Below are 15,047 nucleotides of genomic sequence, written 5' to 3' on the forward strand. Positions count from 1 at the left end.
CAGGTCATCCAACCCTGCCACCCACGCGGCGACATCATGATCCATCACAAGAGCGGCACGTTACACACCAAAGATCACAAAGTGATGCTGGAGTACTAGGCCGGGCCGGGTCCCGCCAGTCGTTGTCCGGATGTGGCCGGACTTGCCCCCAGGCTCGCGCGCACCATGTTCCGGGTACGCGACATCGGGAGGTCCACCTTGCAACCGCCGCTCTTCCTGGAGACGGACCCGGCCGTGGAGGAGCCGGGGTTCGATCCCACGTTCGCCGGCGCGCGCCGCATCCGGCTCGACGCCACCTCATGGGTCGAGCACGTCCCCGGCTGGCTGCGCGGCAGCCGGCAACTGCTCGACTCGCTGCTGGAGAAGGCCGGCTGGGAGCAGCGCGACCGGTGGATGTTCGACAAGAAGTACGTCGAACCGCGGCTCACCGCCGAGTACACCGACCTGGCCGAGGTGCCCGAGCCCCTGCTCCTCGCGATCACCGCCGCGCTGCCGGAGCATTACGGGGTCCCGTACGACGGGCTCTGGGTGAACCTCTACCGCGACCACCGCGACAGCACCGGGTGGCACGGCGACTGGCAGACGTGCAGGCGCGACGAGTGCGTGGTCCCGGTGCTCAGCCTCGGGGCGACGCGGCGGTTCCTGCTCAAGCCGAGGACCGGCGGGCGCAGCGTCGCGCTGACGCCGGCCGGCGGGGATCTGGTGGTGATGGGCGGGCGGTGCCAGCGCGACTGGCGGCACTGCGTGCCCAAGCAGACCGCTCCGGCCGGGGTCCGGATCAGCGTCAACTTCTCCAGCCGTCTCCAGGCCAACCGCGCATGACGTACATCTAGGACATGACCACGTACTCCGCCGTCGTCACCACCGGCATCTACTGCCGGCCTGGTTGCGGAGCCAAGCCGTTGCTCCGCAACACGCGCACGTACGAGCACCCGGCCGCCGCCGAGGCCGCGGGGTTCCGGGCGTGCCTGCGCTGCCGGCCGTACCGGGTGGCGGCCTCGATCGAGGCCGGCGCGCCCGAGCTGGTCTGCCGGGCGTGGCAGCTGATCATCGACGGCGTGCTGGACGGCGGCACCGAGGCGGCGCTGGCGGCGCGCATCGGCATGTCGCCGCGGCACCTGCGCCGATTGTTCCTCAGGCACCTGGGCGCGACGCCCGACCAGCTCGCGCGTTCGCGGCGGGCGCACTTCGCCCGGAGGCTCCTGGACGACTCCGAGCTGACGGTGCTCGACGTGGCCTTCGCCTCGGGGTTCGGGAGCCTGCGGCAGTTCAACCGGACCATGCGGGAGGTGTTCCGCGCCGCGCCGTCCGACCTGCGCGAGCGGCGGCGGCGCGCCGACCGGCTGGTGGCCGACGGCGGGCTGGTGCTGCGGCTGCCGTTCGTGCCCGGCTACGACTGGGCCGCCGTACGGGACTTCCTCGCCGTACGGGCCGTGCCGGGGGTCGAGGAGGTGGACGGCGACACCTATCGGCGGACGATCACCGTGGACGGCGCGCCCGGGGTGCTGGAGGTGTCGCCGGGCGGCGGGGGACACCTGCTGCTGCGGGCCCACCTGCCGTACTGGGAGGGGTTGATCCACGTGGTGGGGCAGGTCACGCGGCTGCTCGGCGTGGAGGCCGACCACGGGGCGGGGGTGGCGGCGCTGTCGGCCGATCCGGTGCTCGGACCGCTGGTACGGGCCCGGCCGGGGCTCGCCGTGCCGGGGGCCTGGAGCGCCCTGGAGGTCGGGGTACGGGCCGTGCTCGGGCGCGGCAGGACGCCGGGGGAGACGGCGGACCGGCTCGGGGCGTTCGTGGCCACGCTGGGGACGAGGGTGCCCGGACTGCCCGGCGGCCTCACGCACACCTTCCCGGAGGCGACCGCGATCGCGGCGGAGGCGACCGTGACCGCCGCGGAAGCGTCCATGATCAGGGTGGAGGCGTCCGTGGTCGGGGCGGAGGCGTCCGTGGTCGGGGCGCTCGCCGCCGACGTGGCCGGTGAGCACGAGGCGCTCGGTCACGGTACGGGCCCGGACACGCTGGCGGCCCTGCCGTACGCGGATCGCGACCTACGGCACGACCTGGCCTTCCGGCTCGGGCACCCCGACGCGTTCCCCCTGGCCGACCCCTCTCTCCGGGCCGCGCTGGACGATCTCGGCCTCGACCCCGCCGCCTGCCTGGAACGGTGGCGCCCCTGGCGCTCGCTGGCGGCGGCCCACCTGATGGCCCACGGCGACGCCCTCTAGCGCTCCACCTGCCGGGATGCCCGCTAGTCCGCGCCCCACCAGCCGCGACGGGCGGCGAGCAGCCCGGCCTGGAAGCGGGTGCGCGCGCCGAGCCGGTCCATCAGCTCGCTGACCCGCCGGTGCACGGTCCGCAGGCTCACGCCGAGCTGGCGCGCGACCGCCTCGTCCTTGAGCCCGGCCGCGAGCAGCGTGAACAGCTCCGGGTCGGGCAGCTCGGCCGGGCCGAAGGGGAGCGTCGCGAGCGGCTTGGCGGGCAGCGGCAGCGCCGACCGCCACAGGACCTCGAACAGCGTGACCAGCGCGTCGAGCAGCGTCGAGGAGTGCACGATGACCGCGCTGTCGGCGTGCGAGGTCGCGGCCGTGCTCAGCGGCAGGATGGCGGTCTTCCGGTCGGCGATGGCCAGCTTCATGGGGACCTCGGGGCTGATCCTGGCCTGTTCGCCGGCGGCCACGGCCTCCTGGGCGAGGCGCAGCTTGCCGGGGATCTCCAGGGCCGCGGCGTCGTAGATGCCGCGCACCAGGAGGCCGTGCGCGAGGCGGTCCATCTCGGCGACGTTCTGCTGGCCGGGGTCCTGCGCGTACGGCGGCCGGTCCAGCACCAGGAGCTCCTCGGTCGCGGTCTGCTGCAGCTGCGTGAACCGCTGCACCACCGCCGCCTGGCCCTGCACGACCTCGACCAGCTCCTCGGGAGCCTGGTTCTCCGTACGCGGCGTCTCGGCGAGCAGCGCGAGGGCGGCCAGCCGCGCCTGGGCCAGCCCCTCCTCCCGGCGCGAGATCAGGGCGGCCACCGCGACGTCGGGCCGGGTCGGCAGGAACCGGACCGGACGGCCCGCCATGCGGCTGACCAGGCCCAGCGCCTCCAGCCGGGAGCAGGCGCGGCGCAGGGCCACCGTGGTGCGGCCGGTGTGCGCGGCCAGCTCGGGCAGCGTGGCGCGGGGCCGGCGCAGCAGGTCGCGGTAGATCCGCTCGTCCTCGGCGTCCACTCCGACGGCGGCGAGCGCGTTCTCGTCCGTGTCCATGATCGGCAAGTGTGTCAGATACCTGCCATGTCACAAATCCGCCCTTCGTCGGCCTAGCCCGGGCACTCCCGTGCCCGATAGGACGGATCCGTAAGTCCGGCCTGTTCGGGGAGGCAGTGTTGAAGAAGGCATTCACCATCGGAGTCGCGACCGCGCTTGTGGTCCTGTCGGCCGCCGGGCCCGCCGCCGCGGAGGACGAGCCCTTCGGCCGCTGGCGCCAGCCGGCCTGCGGGACCGTCAACGGCGACGGCTCGGTGACGTACACGCGCAACGACGGCAGGACGATCGCGCCGACCAGCCAGGTGCTGCGGCCGGTCGTCTACACCACCGGGCTCGTCGCCCTCGACCGTCCTGACGAACTGCTCGCCATGTCGAACAACGCGCTGCTGACCTCGCAGGACGCGGGCTGCACCTGGGCGACGGTCGGCAAGGTGAACGGCAGGAACACCGAGCTGGTCGCGGCCCGCGGCGGCCGGGCCTACGCCTGGGACCGCGACGGCAACCTCACCCTCGCCACGTCCGGCGCCGTCACCCAGCTCACCTCACCCGCCGGCGAGGTGGCCGGGCTCGGCGTCGACCGCTACCGCGGCGACCGCCTGCGGGTCTCCGACGGTCGCGGGCAGCTCCACGAGTCGCGGGACGGCGGGCGTACCTGGCGGACCGTCGGGGTGCCCGCCTGGGCGCAGGGCGATCTCGTGCTGGTCTACACGGCGGTGTTCGACCCGTACGACCTGAACCACGTGGTGGTGGGCGGCTCCGACACCGGCGCCCGCGTCACCTTCGACGGCGGCCGGACCTGGACCGCCTCCACCGGACTGAGCAAGACCGGCGGCAAGGTCAACGTGTTCAGCGCCGCGATCTCCCCGGCCGCCCCCAACGTCGTGTACGCGATGGGCCTCGACATCGGGGAGGCCGACGGGGGCGCGCCGTCCGGCGGGCGGCACATCTACCGCTCGTTCGACGGGGGCCGGCGCTTCGCCCCGGTCGTGGACCACGGCGACGGGGTCACCCTCGCCAACGGCCCGCTGCTCGCGCCCCACCCGACGGACCCGGGGGTGCTGTACTTCGACTTCGGCACGGGATGGGCGGCGACCGGCACCGACATCTACAAGTACGACGCCCGCCGGAACCGGGTCACCGTCAACCACAACGCCTACGACCGGGTCAGCTCCATCGCGTTCAACCCGTCGAACCCCGGAGTGATGTACCTGGGGGTCGCCGAGGAGGTCTAGCGACCCGCCCCACCCCTGCGGCCGGCTTTGCCAAGGGACCCCGGCCACGTGTGGTGAAGGGCTGGGGCACTGGTCTTGTCCCGGTTGCTGCTGAAGCGAATGGTTAAGGAGCGCTTGTCTGTTCTTGAGATACCCGTGGTGCTACGGTGTGTGCCGTTCCCGATCGCATGCGTGAAAAAGGGCACACCACCCCCCGCTCTGAGGACTCCCAGAACATGCAAGCAGACGTACCTCAACGGACGACACAGCGAAGGCTCTCCCCGAAGGAGCTGGCGGTCACCGCCTCCCTGGGCACGTTGATCGTCACCGCCGGTCTGTGGCTGTGGGCGATCCTGGCCGCCCCGGCCGGCGCCATGGGGTTGATGGCGGCCGTCGGCGGAGGCTCGGCCCTGCTGCTGGCCGGCGCCGCCGGCGCGGCCGTGCACTACGCCGCCACCGCCCGCCAGCTGCGCGAGCAGGCCAGGTGGGCGGAGGCGCGTTACCTGTGGCTGCGCCGCGAGAACGCGCGGGTGGCCGAGGAGGCGCTGCCCGCGCTCGGACGCCAGGTACGCGAGGGCGTGCCGCTCGCCGACGCGCTCGCCAGCGTGTCGCGGATCGTGGAGACCTCGGTGCAGCCGCTCGTCCAGGCGATCGGCAACGAGCTGGACCTGCTCCAGCGCGACCGCGCCGCCGCCCAGAAGGCACGCGCGGTGGCGGAGACCAACGCCCGCGCGGCCCGCCAGGCGATGGAGGACGAGATCTCGCGGCTGTCCGCCGAGACGATGCCGGAGCTCGTACGGCGGATCCGGACGGACCGGATGTCGGTCCGCGCGGCGCTGGCCGAAGTGGGCCAGCCCGCGTACGGCCCGCTGCGTGACCTGCTCGGCGAGACGGCGGAGCAGCTCGGCGAGAGCGAGCGCGGGGGCGCCGCGGTCATGGCCGCCTGCGCCGGCGCCGCGGCCCGGGTGCAGGCCCAGGCGACCAGCCTGCTCGCCCAGCTGCGCGGCCTGGAGGAGCAGTACGGCGAGCACGAGGAGATCCTCAGCGACCTGCTCGACCTCGACCACCGGGTCTCCCAGCTCAGCCGCCTGGCCGACAACATCGCCCTGCTGAGCGGCGGCCGGTCCGGGCGGCGGTGGACGCGGCCGATCGTCATGGAGAGCATCCTGCGCGGCGCCATGGGCCGCATCGGCGCCTACCGACGCATCCGGCTCCACTCCACCAGCACCGTCGCCGTGGCCGGGTACGCCGCGGAAGGCGTGATGCACACGCTGGCCGAGCTGATGGACAACGCCGCCACGTTCTCGGCGCACGGCACGGAGGTGCACGTGTACGCGGACGAGGAGGACGCCGGCGTGGTGATCACGATCGACGACAGCGGCCTCGGCATGCGGCCGCGCGAGCGGCACCACGCGACCAAGCTCGTGTCCGAGCCGCTCGACCTGCGCACGCTCTCCGGCACCAGGCTGGGCCTCGCGGTGGTGGGGCGCCTGGTCGACAAGTACGGCCTCACGGTGAGCTTCCGGCCGTCGGCCCGCGGCGGCACCGGGGTCGTGGTGCTGATCCCGCGCGTACTGATCACGCAGCCCAGGACGGCTGCCGCGCAGCTGCCGGCCGTGCCCGCGCAGGCCGCGCCGCCCACGGAGTCCGTTCCCGCGGAGGAGCATCCGACCGGCGACGAGCTGCTGCCCAGGCGGCAGCGCGGGCAGACGCTGGCCGAGGCGATGAAGGCGCGGCAGGCGCCGGCGGCCCGGCCGGTGGCGCGCGAGGGGCGCGACTCGGCGGCCAGGTTCGCCGCGTTCCGCCAGGCGGGCGGCCGCAACCGGACAACGTCTCCGCCGGCCGAATCCCCGGCCACTGCTCCAGCCGCGGACGATGCGTGAGCACGCGCCGTCGGTCACCGGAACTTATCGGATCACAGTAAGGAGGCAGGGGCGGCCCCTCCGGCGCCCGCGCCGGAGGCCCGCCCCGTCGTTTCGATGAGCACTATCGACGCTGCAGGCACCACCGATCGCGAGCTCGACTGGCTGCTTGAGAACCTCAAGGAGAAGACCCCCGGGGTCAGGTACGTTCTCGTCCTGACCAGGGACGGACTCAAGATGTGCGTCACCGCCGACCTGGAGCGGGACCGCGCCGACCAGCTCGCGGCCCTGGCCGCGGGCATCCAGAGCCTGTCGCTGAGCGCCTCCGCCGAGTTCGGCGACGGCATCGGCGCGGGGCAGGCGATGGTGGAGTTCGCCGGCGGGCTGCTGCTCATCGTGCCGGCCGGCGAGGGCGCCCATCTCGCCGTGGTGGCCGACGAGGACGGCGACGTGGGCCTGATCGCGCACAACATGAACGAGATGGTCGAGCAGATCGGCGTCTTCCTCTCCGCGGCGCCGCGGAGAGCGCAGCCAGGCGACGATCGTCCATGACACCGCGCCCGATCGACCGGGAGAACCCGGACCGGCTCTACACGGTCACCGGCGGCCGCACCCGCGCCGACGAGAACGCGTTCGACTCGGTCTCCCTGATCGTCAGCGAGTGCGAGCCGGCCCCCGGCATGCAGTCGGAGCACGTCAGGATCCTCCAGCTGACCCGGCAGCCGACGGCGGTGGTGGAGATCTCCGCCGAGCTGCGGCTGCCGGTGAGCGTGGTGAAGATCCTGCTGCGCGACCTGCTGGACACCGGCCGCATCACCGTCCGTCACCCGTCGGCCGCCCTCCAGTTCGGGCGGCCGGATCCCGAAACTCTGAGGCAGGTGCTCAGTGCCCTCCAAGACCTCTGACGACGTACGTACACCGCTCCGCGAAACCGCCCTGGACGCACTGAAGATCGTGGTCGTCGGCGGCTTCGGCGTGGGGAAGACGACCATGGTCGGCTCGGTGAGCGAGATCCGCCCGCTGAGCACCGAGGAGGTCATGACCCAGGCCGGCGTGGGCATCGACGACGCCAGCCGGGTGCGGGAGAAGACCACCACCACGGTGGCCTTCGACTTCGGCCGGATCACGGTGACGCCGGACAAGGTCCTGTACCTGTTCGGGGCGCCGGGGCAGGAGCGCTTCTGGTTCGTGTGGGATCAGCTCTTCGCGGGCAGCCTGGGCGCGGTCGTCCTGGTGGACACCAGGCGCGTGGAGGACTCGTGGTACTCCATCGACCGGCTGGAGCACCACCGGATGCCGTTCGTCGTGGCCGTCAACCGCTTCGCCGACGGGCCCTCGCTGGACGCCGTGCGCGACGCGCTCGCGCTGTCGCCCGACGTGCCGCTCATCGAGTGCGACGCGCGGAAGCGGTCCTCGTCCAAGCACGTGCTCATCACGCTCGTGGAGCACATCACCCGTATGAACGCCCTTTCGGCCCCGGAGAGCACGTCGTGACCAACCCACTGCTGGAGGGCTACACCGGCCACGCCGACGCCATGCGGATGTACGGGCCCGAGGTCTTCGCCGACCCGGCCACGGCGTACGAGGAGATGCGCCGCAAGCACGGCCCGATCGTGCCGATCCTGCTCGACGACGACGTACCGGCCTGGCTCGTGGCCGGATACCGCGAGCTGCACCACGTGACCAGCCAGCCGCAGCTCTTCGGCCGCGACCCCAGGCGCTGGAACCTGAAGGACCGGATCCCCGGGGACTGGCCGTCGCGGGCGTACCTGGAGTGGACGCCGTCCCTGATGTTCACCGAGGGCGCAGAGCGCAAGCGGCGCGGCGGCGCCATCGGCGACGCGCTGGACACCATAGACCGCACCGAGCTGACCGCGATCTGCGAGCAGGTCGCCGACCTCCTGATCGACGAGTTCGCCGGGTACGGCCGGGCCGACCTGATCGCCCAGTACGCCTACCGGACCCCGGCCCAGGTCATCGCCCGGCTCTACGGCCTGGCGGAGTCCGAGCTGCCGGAGCTGATCGAGGACCTGGGCTTCATGCTGGACGGCGGCGAGGAGTCCTTCGCCGGGTTCCTCCGCGTCCAGGACCGCATGGGCGGGCTGATGGCCGCCAAGCGCGACCGGCCGGGGCACGACCTCACGTCTTACCTGCTGGCGCACCCGGCCGGGCTGTCCGAGCTGGAGATCATCCAGGACCTGCTGGTGCTGATAGCGGCATCCCACGCCGCCACCGCCAACTGGATCGGCAACACGCTGCGGCTCATGCTGATCGACGACGACTTCTCGATGACGCTCCAGGGCGGTCGCAGCAGCGTCGGCGAGGCGCTGATCAGGGTGCTGTGGATGGACCCGCCCGTGCAGAACATGCCCTCGCGCTTCGCCGTACGCGACTGCGACCTGGGCGGGAAGCGCGTGCGCCGGGGTGACCTGCTGCTGCTCGGGTTCGCGGCGGCCAACGCCGATCCGCAGGTGCGGCCGGCCGCGCACGCCCATTCGGGCGCCAACCGGGCGCACATGTCGTTCAGCCACGGCGAGTACGGCTGCCCGTTCCCCGCGCCGGAGCTCGGGGAGATCATCGTCAAGACGGCCATCGAGGTGCTGCTGGACCGGCTGCCCGACGTCCACCTCCTCGGGGAGCCGGAGGAGCTGCGCTGGCGGGCGTCGGTGTGGATGCGCGGCCTGGAGGCCCTGCCCGTCGGGTTCAGCCCGACCGGCCCCGTCGGTCAGGGGCCGGTCGAGGACTGGAGGATGTGATCAGCGGACGGTCTCGCCCGTGGCGCTGAGGTCGCGGCGGAAGGACTCCGGCGCCTTCCACACCGCGAACATGGTGATCAGGGCGCCGAGCATGACGTACCCGGCGACCAGCGGCCAGCGGGCGCCGTCCGCGCCGGCCAGGGCGGTGGCGATGAACGGGGTCAGGCCGCCCGCGAAGATGGAGGCGATCTCGCGGCCGGCCGCGGCGCCGGTGTAGCGGCGTTCGGCGGGGAACAGCTCGGCGAAGAAGGCGGGCTGGATGGCGTTGATGGCGTTGTGCCCGAGGTTCAGCACCAGCACGTAACCGAGCACGATCAGCACCATCGACCCGCTGTGCAGCATCGCGAAGAACGGGAAGGCCATCACGAACACCACGACCGCGCCGAAGAAGTAGACCGGACGCCGCCCGATCCTGTCGGAGATCGCGGCGAACACGCCGTGGCTGACGAAGGAGAGCACGGCGGCGATGAGGATCGCGTTGTTCAGCTGGCTCTTCTCCAGGCCGAGCGCGCTGCTGCCGTAGGACAGCGCGAACACCGTGAGCAGGAAGTACGGCAGCGCCTCGGCGAAGCGCAGGCCGATGATCAGCAGCAGGTTGCGCCAGTCGTCCACGAAGATCGTACGGATCGGGCCGTGCCTGGGCCGCTCCGCCTCCACCGCGCCCGCCTCGCCTTCCTTGTCACCGGCCACGGCCTTGGTGAAGACGGGCGTCTCGTGCAGGCTGCGCCGCATCCAGAACGTCACGATGAGGACGACGGCCGACAGCAGGAACGGGATCCGCCATCCCCAGCTCAGCAACTGGTCGTCGGGGAGCGTGTAGATGTAGGCGAAGACCCCGGTGATGAGGATCTGCGCGGAGAAGCCGCCGGTGTTGGGCCAGGCGCTGAAGAAGCCGCGGCGGTTCGGCGGCGCCGACTCCAAGACGATGATCATGGAGCCGCCCCACTCGCCGCCGACCGCGAACCCCTGCATCAGCCGCAGCACCACCAGCAGGATCGGGGCCCACATCCCGATCGTCCCGTAGCTCGGCAGCAGGCCGATGAGGATGGTGCTGAGGCCCATCACGACGAGCGTGACCATCAGGGTGGACTTGCGGCCGTGCCGGTCGCCCCGGCTGCCGAAGAAGAGGCCGCCCAGGGGTCTGGCGAGGAAGCCGACGGCGAACGTGCCGAAGGCGGACAGCGTGGCCACGAAGCCGCTGGCGTCGGGGAAGAAGACTTTGGGGAAGACGACGGCGGCCGCCGTCCCGTAGACGAGGAAGTCGTAGTACTCCAGCGTGTTGCCGAGGAAGCTGGATGCCGTGACCTTCCAGGTGTAGCGAAGATCGGGCTTCGGAAGGGTCGCGACCATGGCGCCTCCCTTTCTGCTGGCGGCTTCGATGTTTCCGCAGTGGTTCAGTTGTCGCACACTATTGCCTGGAAGACGGTTAACCGTCAACGGTCATCCGTTAACGTTGACCGTATGGAGTTGTGCGGGATAGTCTCCGTTCGGCGAAGAACCTTCGGGCGGGAAGACGAGAGGAGAGCTGGTGACGATCACCAATCCGCTGCGTAATCCACCGCTCGGTGATCAGTTGCTCATCCAGCTCCGCTCGCTCATCGTGCGTGGCGAGCTGATCGTGGGGACGCACCTGGTCGAGGGCAGGATCGCGGAGCAGTTCGGGGTGAGTCGCGGGCCGGTCCGCGACGCGCTTCGCCAGCTGGAGATCGAAGGGCTGGTCGAGACGCGCAAGCGGGGGGTCTTCGTCCGCGGGTTGTCCGACAAAGATCTCCAGGAGCTTTACTCGCTGCGCGGCGCTCTGGAGAGCCTGGCCATCAAGGAGACCATCGCCCGCCTCGACGCCGCCGACTGGACCTCGATCGACGAGGCCGTCGAGCAGATGCGGGCCGCCGCGGACGACCGAGACGCCGCCAAGTTCGCCGCCGCGGACCTCGACTTCCACAGCGGCTTCTACGTGATCGGCGACAACCGCTGGCTCACCGCCACGTGGGCGCTGCACCGGCCGCTGTTCGCGGCGGTGCTGGAGATCACCAACACCGCCCGTGACCTGGTCCCCGTCGCGCAGGACCACGCCGATCTGCGGGACGTCGTCCGCTCGGGCGACGTCGGCGCCGCGCTCGTCGCGCTCGTGTCGCACCTCGACGGCTCCTGCGACCGGATCCGCGCGACGCTGATCGAGCGGGAGCGCGCCCAGCCCGCCCTCTAGCCCCCTCGTCCCACCGCCCGCGCCGGACCTTCCAGGGGTCCGGGGCCGTCCTTTGCCTGCCATCCCTCAACGAGCTGAGGCCCGCCGCGCCTCGACAACGAAAACCACTGACGAACCGAGGCCTTGCCATGCCAGAAAACACCCGGCGCCGCGCCGAGATCCTCTCCGCCGTCCCGACCTTCTTCGACGAGGCGGGCGAGCTCGACCACGCCACCACCAAGGCGCACTTCACGGATCTCGCGAGCCGCGTCGACGGTGTCTTCGTGTGCGGCACCACCGGCGAGTTCCCGGCGCTGGACCGGGCCGAGCGCCGGGCGGTGACCGAGACCGCGCTGGCCGTGTTCGGGCCCGACCGGGTCGTGGTGCACGTCGGCGCCGCGGCCACCCGGGAGGCGGTGGCGCTGACCCGCGACGCCGTCGCGATGGGGGCGCGCAGGCTGGCCACGCTGACCCCGTACTACCTGCCCGCCGACAACGGCGCCGTGCTGCGGCACTTCGCCGCGGTGACGGCGGCGGCCGGGCCGGCCGCCGTCTACGGCTACCTGTTCAGCGAGCGCTCCGGCGTGGTCGTCGAGCCCGCGGACTTCGCCGCGATGGCCGCCGAGACCGGGCTGGCCGGGGCCAAGCTGAGCGGTCTGGCCGCCGACCGGTTCGCCGAGTACCGCGCGGCGCTGCCCGCCTCGGCCGGGCTGTGGTCGGGCTCGGACACCAGGCTCGCCGAGGTCGTCCGCGGCGGCGGCAACGGGGTCGTCTCGGGCCTCTCGTCGGCCTTCCCGGACCCGTTCGCGCGGCTCGCCGACGCCGTGGCCGCCGGGGACGCCGAAGCGGAACGTTCCACACAGGCTCGGGTGGACGAGGTGCTGGCCGCGCTCGGCGGCACCGTGGAGGGCATCAAGCTGGCGCTGAGCCTCCTGGGCCGCGGTACGGGAGCCCTCCGCATGCCGGCCCCCGAGATCGGCCCGGAGCAGCGGCAGCGCATCGCGCGGCTGGCCGAGACCGCTCAGGCACGATGATCACGGCGCGGGTGACCAGATGAGCCAGGCCGACTGGATCCACCGCGAGTTCGTGACCGTCGACGACCCCCGCTGGACGCAGTGCCACGCGTCCACGCTCGGGGTGGTGGACGGCACTCCGGTCGTCGCGTGGTTCGCGGGCACCAGGGAGGGCACGCCCGACAACCGCATCCGCATCGCCCGCGGCGGTGAGGTGCGCACCCTGGAGACGGGCAGGGACGTCGCCCACTGGAATCGGGTGCTGGCGAGCGGCCCCGACGGCGCCCTGTGGCTGTTCTGCAAGGCCGGTGCGCGCATCTCCGAGTGGATCACGCTGGTCACCCGCTCGTACGACGGCGGCCTCACGTGGGAGCCGGTACGCGAGCTCGTCCCGGGAGACCGGTCCGGCGGCCGTGGCCCCGTCAAGAACCCGCCGCTGCTCGCTCCCGGGGGCGGCCCCTGGCTGGCGCCCGGCTCGACGGAGCGGTGGGGCGAGCCGCCCCGGTGGGACCCGTTCGTGGACGTCTCCGACGACGGCGGGCTGAGCTGGACGCGTGCCCCGATCCCCGTGGACCACGACGCGCTCACCGGCGCCGGGCACATCCAGCCCGCGCTGTGGTGGGGGACGAGCGGCCCGGTCGCGTTGATGCGCAGCACCGAGGGGCGGGCGTATCGCTCGACCTCCCCCGACGGCGGGCGCACCTGGACGCCCGCCGAGCCCACGGGCCTGCCGAACAACAACAGCGGCCTCACGGTGGTCGCGCTGCCGTCCGGGCGGGTGGCCTGCGTGCACAACCCGGCCGCCGAGTCGTGGGGCAGCCGTTGCCCGCTGGTCGTCTCGCTGTCGGACGACGACGGGCTGACCTGGCACGCCGGTCCGACCCTGGACGACGGCGTGCTCTCCATCGACCCGGCCGTGCCCCGGCTACTGCCGTCCGGCGCCGCCGCCCCCGGGTTCGCGCCCGGTGACGACGGCGTCGTGACCAGCGGCGTCGCCGAATACAGCTATCCCTTCGCCGTCGTCACCCCCGACGACCTCCTCGTCACCTACACCTGGCAGCGCAGGGGGATCGTCCTCGCCCGGCTGCCCCTCGCAGATCTGGAGCAGCCATGACCGGCCCGTACCGTATGCCCGTTCCCCGCGCGGAGCAGCCCGTCGCGCCGCGCACCGCGTACCTGATCGCCAGCGGAGACCTGCGCCTGTCGGCCAACGTCGCCGGCTGGGCCGCCCAGGAGAGCCTGGAGAAGGCCGTCTCGGCGGCGTTCGGCGACCTCGGCTGGACGGTGGTCCGCGCGCACGAGGTCGATCCCGCCAAGGGGCACGGCTTCATCGACAGCCAGCGGATGGGCCTGGAGGTCTTCAAGGCCATCCCCGCCGACGCGCCGCTGATCGTCGCCGAGGCCGTGTGGCAGTACAGCCACCACGTGCTGGCCGGGCTCCGCACCCACCGGGGCCCGATCCTCACCGTCGCCAACTTCGACGGCACCTGGCCCGGCCTGGTCGGCCTGCTCGGGCTCAACGCCGGCCTGACCAAGATGGGCCGCGCGTACTCGACGATCTGGTCCGTCGACTTCACCGACCGCTACTTCCTGGACGGCCTCGCGAGCTGGGTGCGGACCGGCCACATCGCGCACGACTCCTCGCACGTCCGCCCGCTGCCCCCGCTGCCGCCCGGCCCGGAGTCCGAGCTCGGCCTCGCGCTGGCCGAGGAGCTGCTGCGCGACAAGGCCATCATCGGCGTGTTCGACGAGGGCTGCATGGGCATGTACAACGCGATCATCGACGACGAGCTGCTCAACCCCCTCGGGATCCACAAGGAGCGGCTCTCGCAGAGCGCCCTGTACGCCGAGATGCTCAAGGTGCCGGACGCCGAGGCGGCGACCGTGCGCGCGTGGCTCGACGCCGCCGGGATGCGCTTCGCCACCGGCGCCGACGAGGCCACGGAGCTCACCGACCGGCAGCTGAACGAGCAGTTCAAGATGTACGTCGCCGCGCTGCGGATCGCCGACGACTTCGGCCTCGACGCCGTCGGGATCCAGTACCAGCAGGGCCTGAAGGACCTGACCCCGGCCTCCGACCTGGCGGAGGGCCTGCTCAACAACGTCGTACGCCCGCCGGTGACCAGCCGCGACGGCGCCCGCGTGCTCTACGACGGCGCTCCGCTGCCGCACTTCAACGAGGCGGACGAGGGCGTGGCCGTGGACGCGCTGGTGACCAACCGGGTGTGGACCGCCATGGGCCTCGACCCCGCGACCACGCTGCACGACGTGCGCTGGGGCGAGCAGTACGGCGACGACTTCGTCTGGGTCTACGAGATCTCCGGCTCCGTGCCGCCGTCCCACCTGACCGGCGGGTACGCGGGCGCGGTGAGCTGGCGGCAGAACCCGATGTACTTCCCCGCCGGCGGCGGCACGATCAAGGGCGTGAGCAAGCCGGGCGAGATCGTCTGGTCCCGGCTCTACATCGCCGACGCCCGGCTCCAGCTCGACCTCGGCCGCGCCTCCGTCGTGGAGCTGCCGGAGGAGGAGACCGAGCGGCGGTGGGCGGCCACCAACCCCGAGTGGCCGATCGCGCACGTCGTGCACCACGGGGTCGACCGCGACCAGTTCATGGCCCGCCACAAGGCCAACCACGTCCAGGTCGCCTACGCTCCCGACGCCGCCACGGCCGACAAGGCGCTGGTGGCGAAGGCGGCGTTCTTCCAGCGGCTCGGTGTGGAGGTGCACGTGTGCGGGGACGTCGCCGTCTGAGGCGTACCCGGTCATGAGGGCGGCC

The 15,047-nt window shown here is 72.4% G+C and carries 14 protein-coding genes; 12 read left to right on the plus strand and 2 right to left on the minus strand.

The window, feature by feature from the left end; translation table 11 throughout:
- The first annotated feature begins 132 nt into the window (after nucleotides 1-132).
- Together ACWDX9_RS21885 and ACWDX9_RS21890 are read left to right on the plus strand one after the other, a co-directional pair.
- On the plus strand, nucleotides 133-822 hold the full coding sequence (locus ACWDX9_RS21885; protein ID WP_449956754.1) for an alpha-ketoglutarate-dependent dioxygenase AlkB: 690 nt from the start codon (nucleotides 133-135) through the stop codon (nucleotides 820-822).
- Nucleotides 823-836: 14 nt separating this feature from the next.
- On the plus strand, nucleotides 837-2,225 hold the full coding sequence (locus ACWDX9_RS21890; RefSeq protein ID WP_449956757.1) for an AlkA N-terminal domain-containing protein: 1,389 nt from the start codon (nucleotides 837-839) through the stop codon (nucleotides 2,223-2,225).
- Between the two features lie 23 nt (nucleotides 2,226-2,248).
- Here ACWDX9_RS21890 and ACWDX9_RS21895 read toward each other — a convergent pair whose 3' ends face one another.
- On the minus strand, nucleotides 2,249-3,244 hold the full coding sequence (locus tag ACWDX9_RS21895; protein WP_449956760.1) for a helix-turn-helix transcriptional regulator: 996 nt from the start codon (nucleotides 3,242-3,244) through the stop codon (nucleotides 2,249-2,251).
- A gap of 119 nt (nucleotides 3,245-3,363) precedes the next feature.
- On the opposite strand from ACWDX9_RS21895, the gene ACWDX9_RS21900 reads away from it, so the two are divergent.
- From ACWDX9_RS21900 to ACWDX9_RS21925, 6 genes are all read left to right on the plus strand, one after another.
- Entirely contained in the window at nucleotides 3,364-4,476 is a 1,113-nt protein-coding gene (locus ACWDX9_RS21900; RefSeq protein ID WP_449956763.1) for a WD40/YVTN/BNR-like repeat-containing protein, read from the plus strand.
- A 215-nt stretch (nucleotides 4,477-4,691) separates the two neighbouring features.
- On the plus strand, nucleotides 4,692-6,338 hold the full coding sequence (locus ACWDX9_RS21905) for a sensor histidine kinase (protein ID WP_449956766.1): 1,647 nt from the start codon (nucleotides 4,692-4,694) through the stop codon (nucleotides 6,336-6,338).
- A 96-nt stretch (nucleotides 6,339-6,434) separates the two neighbouring features.
- Nucleotides 6,435-6,869: a roadblock/LC7 domain-containing protein gene (locus ACWDX9_RS21910; protein WP_449956769.1), complete on the plus strand. Its 435-nt coding sequence runs from the start codon at nucleotides 6,435-6,437 to the stop codon at nucleotides 6,867-6,869.
- On the plus strand, nucleotides 6,866-7,222 hold the full coding sequence (locus ACWDX9_RS21915) for a DUF742 domain-containing protein (protein WP_350723421.1): 357 nt from the start codon (nucleotides 6,866-6,868) through the stop codon (nucleotides 7,220-7,222). Before ACWDX9_RS21910 ends, ACWDX9_RS21915 begins: the two co-directional genes overlap by 4 nt.
- Nucleotides 7,203-7,811: a GTP-binding protein gene (locus ACWDX9_RS21920; protein WP_449956772.1), complete on the plus strand. Its 609-nt coding sequence runs from the start codon at nucleotides 7,203-7,205 to the stop codon at nucleotides 7,809-7,811. Before ACWDX9_RS21915 ends, ACWDX9_RS21920 begins: the two co-directional genes overlap by 20 nt.
- Nucleotides 7,808-9,073: a cytochrome P450 gene (locus ACWDX9_RS21925; protein ID WP_449956775.1), complete on the plus strand. Its 1,266-nt coding sequence runs from the start codon at nucleotides 7,808-7,810 to the stop codon at nucleotides 9,071-9,073. Before ACWDX9_RS21920 ends, ACWDX9_RS21925 begins: the two co-directional genes overlap by 4 nt.
- Here ACWDX9_RS21925 and ACWDX9_RS21930 read toward each other — a convergent pair whose 3' ends face one another.
- Nucleotides 9,074-10,423 (minus strand): MFS transporter, encoded by a 1,350-nt coding sequence (locus ACWDX9_RS21930; RefSeq protein ID WP_449956778.1) that lies wholly within the window; start codon nucleotides 10,421-10,423, stop codon nucleotides 9,074-9,076.
- Between the two features lie 178 nt (nucleotides 10,424-10,601).
- Here ACWDX9_RS21930 and ACWDX9_RS21935 point away from each other — a divergent pair, with 178 nt between their 5' ends.
- The 4 genes from ACWDX9_RS21935 to ACWDX9_RS21950 all read left to right on the plus strand — a co-directional run bounded on the left by ACWDX9_RS21935 (nucleotide 10,602) and on the right by ACWDX9_RS21950 (nucleotide 15,022).
- On the plus strand, nucleotides 10,602-11,279 hold the full coding sequence (locus ACWDX9_RS21935; RefSeq protein WP_350723413.1) for a GntR family transcriptional regulator: 678 nt from the start codon (nucleotides 10,602-10,604) through the stop codon (nucleotides 11,277-11,279).
- A 128-nt stretch (nucleotides 11,280-11,407) separates the two neighbouring features.
- Nucleotides 11,408-12,292 carry a dihydrodipicolinate synthase family protein gene (locus ACWDX9_RS21940; protein ID WP_449956782.1) on the plus strand — a complete coding sequence of 295 codons (885 nt, stop codon included), beginning with the start codon at nucleotides 11,408-11,410 and terminating at the stop codon, nucleotides 12,290-12,292.
- A 19-nt stretch (nucleotides 12,293-12,311) separates the two neighbouring features.
- A complete protein-coding gene (locus ACWDX9_RS21945) occupies nucleotides 12,312-13,385 on the plus strand; it encodes an exo-alpha-sialidase (RefSeq protein WP_449956785.1) in 1,074 nt (357 codons plus the stop codon).
- On the plus strand, nucleotides 13,382-15,022 hold the full coding sequence (locus tag ACWDX9_RS21950) for a hypothetical protein (RefSeq protein WP_449956788.1): 1,641 nt from the start codon (nucleotides 13,382-13,384) through the stop codon (nucleotides 15,020-15,022). Before ACWDX9_RS21945 ends, ACWDX9_RS21950 begins: the two co-directional genes overlap by 4 nt.
- The last annotated feature ends 25 nt before the right edge of the window (nucleotides 15,023-15,047 follow it).

Source organism: Nonomuraea sp. NPDC003201, assembly GCF_053590415.1.

What these genes read in the sequence shown, in the direction of transcription:
- ACWDX9_RS21890 (WP_449956757.1), top strand. Translation starts at nt 837, where the DNA reads ATGACCACGTACTCCGCCGTCGTCACCACCGGCATCTACTGCCGGCCT.
- ACWDX9_RS21895 (WP_449956760.1), bottom strand. Translation starts at nt 3,244, where the DNA reads ATGGACACGGACGAGAACGCGCTCGCCGCCGTCGGAGTGGACGCCGAG.
- ACWDX9_RS21905 (WP_449956766.1), top strand. Translation starts at nt 4,692, where the DNA reads ATGCAAGCAGACGTACCTCAACGGACGACACAGCGAAGGCTCTCCCCG.
- ACWDX9_RS21910 (WP_449956769.1), top strand. Translation starts at nt 6,435, where the DNA reads ATGAGCACTATCGACGCTGCAGGCACCACCGATCGCGAGCTCGACTGG.
- ACWDX9_RS21915 (WP_350723421.1), top strand. Translation starts at nt 6,866, where the DNA reads ATGACACCGCGCCCGATCGACCGGGAGAACCCGGACCGGCTCTACACG.
- ACWDX9_RS21930 (WP_449956778.1), bottom strand. Translation starts at nt 10,423, where the DNA reads ATGGTCGCGACCCTTCCGAAGCCCGATCTTCGCTACACCTGGAAGGTC.
- ACWDX9_RS21940 (WP_449956782.1), top strand. Translation starts at nt 11,408, where the DNA reads ATGCCAGAAAACACCCGGCGCCGCGCCGAGATCCTCTCCGCCGTCCCG.
- ACWDX9_RS21945 (WP_449956785.1), top strand. Translation starts at nt 12,312, where the DNA reads ATGAGCCAGGCCGACTGGATCCACCGCGAGTTCGTGACCGTCGACGAC.
- ACWDX9_RS21950 (WP_449956788.1), top strand. Translation starts at nt 13,382, where the DNA reads ATGACCGGCCCGTACCGTATGCCCGTTCCCCGCGCGGAGCAGCCCGTC.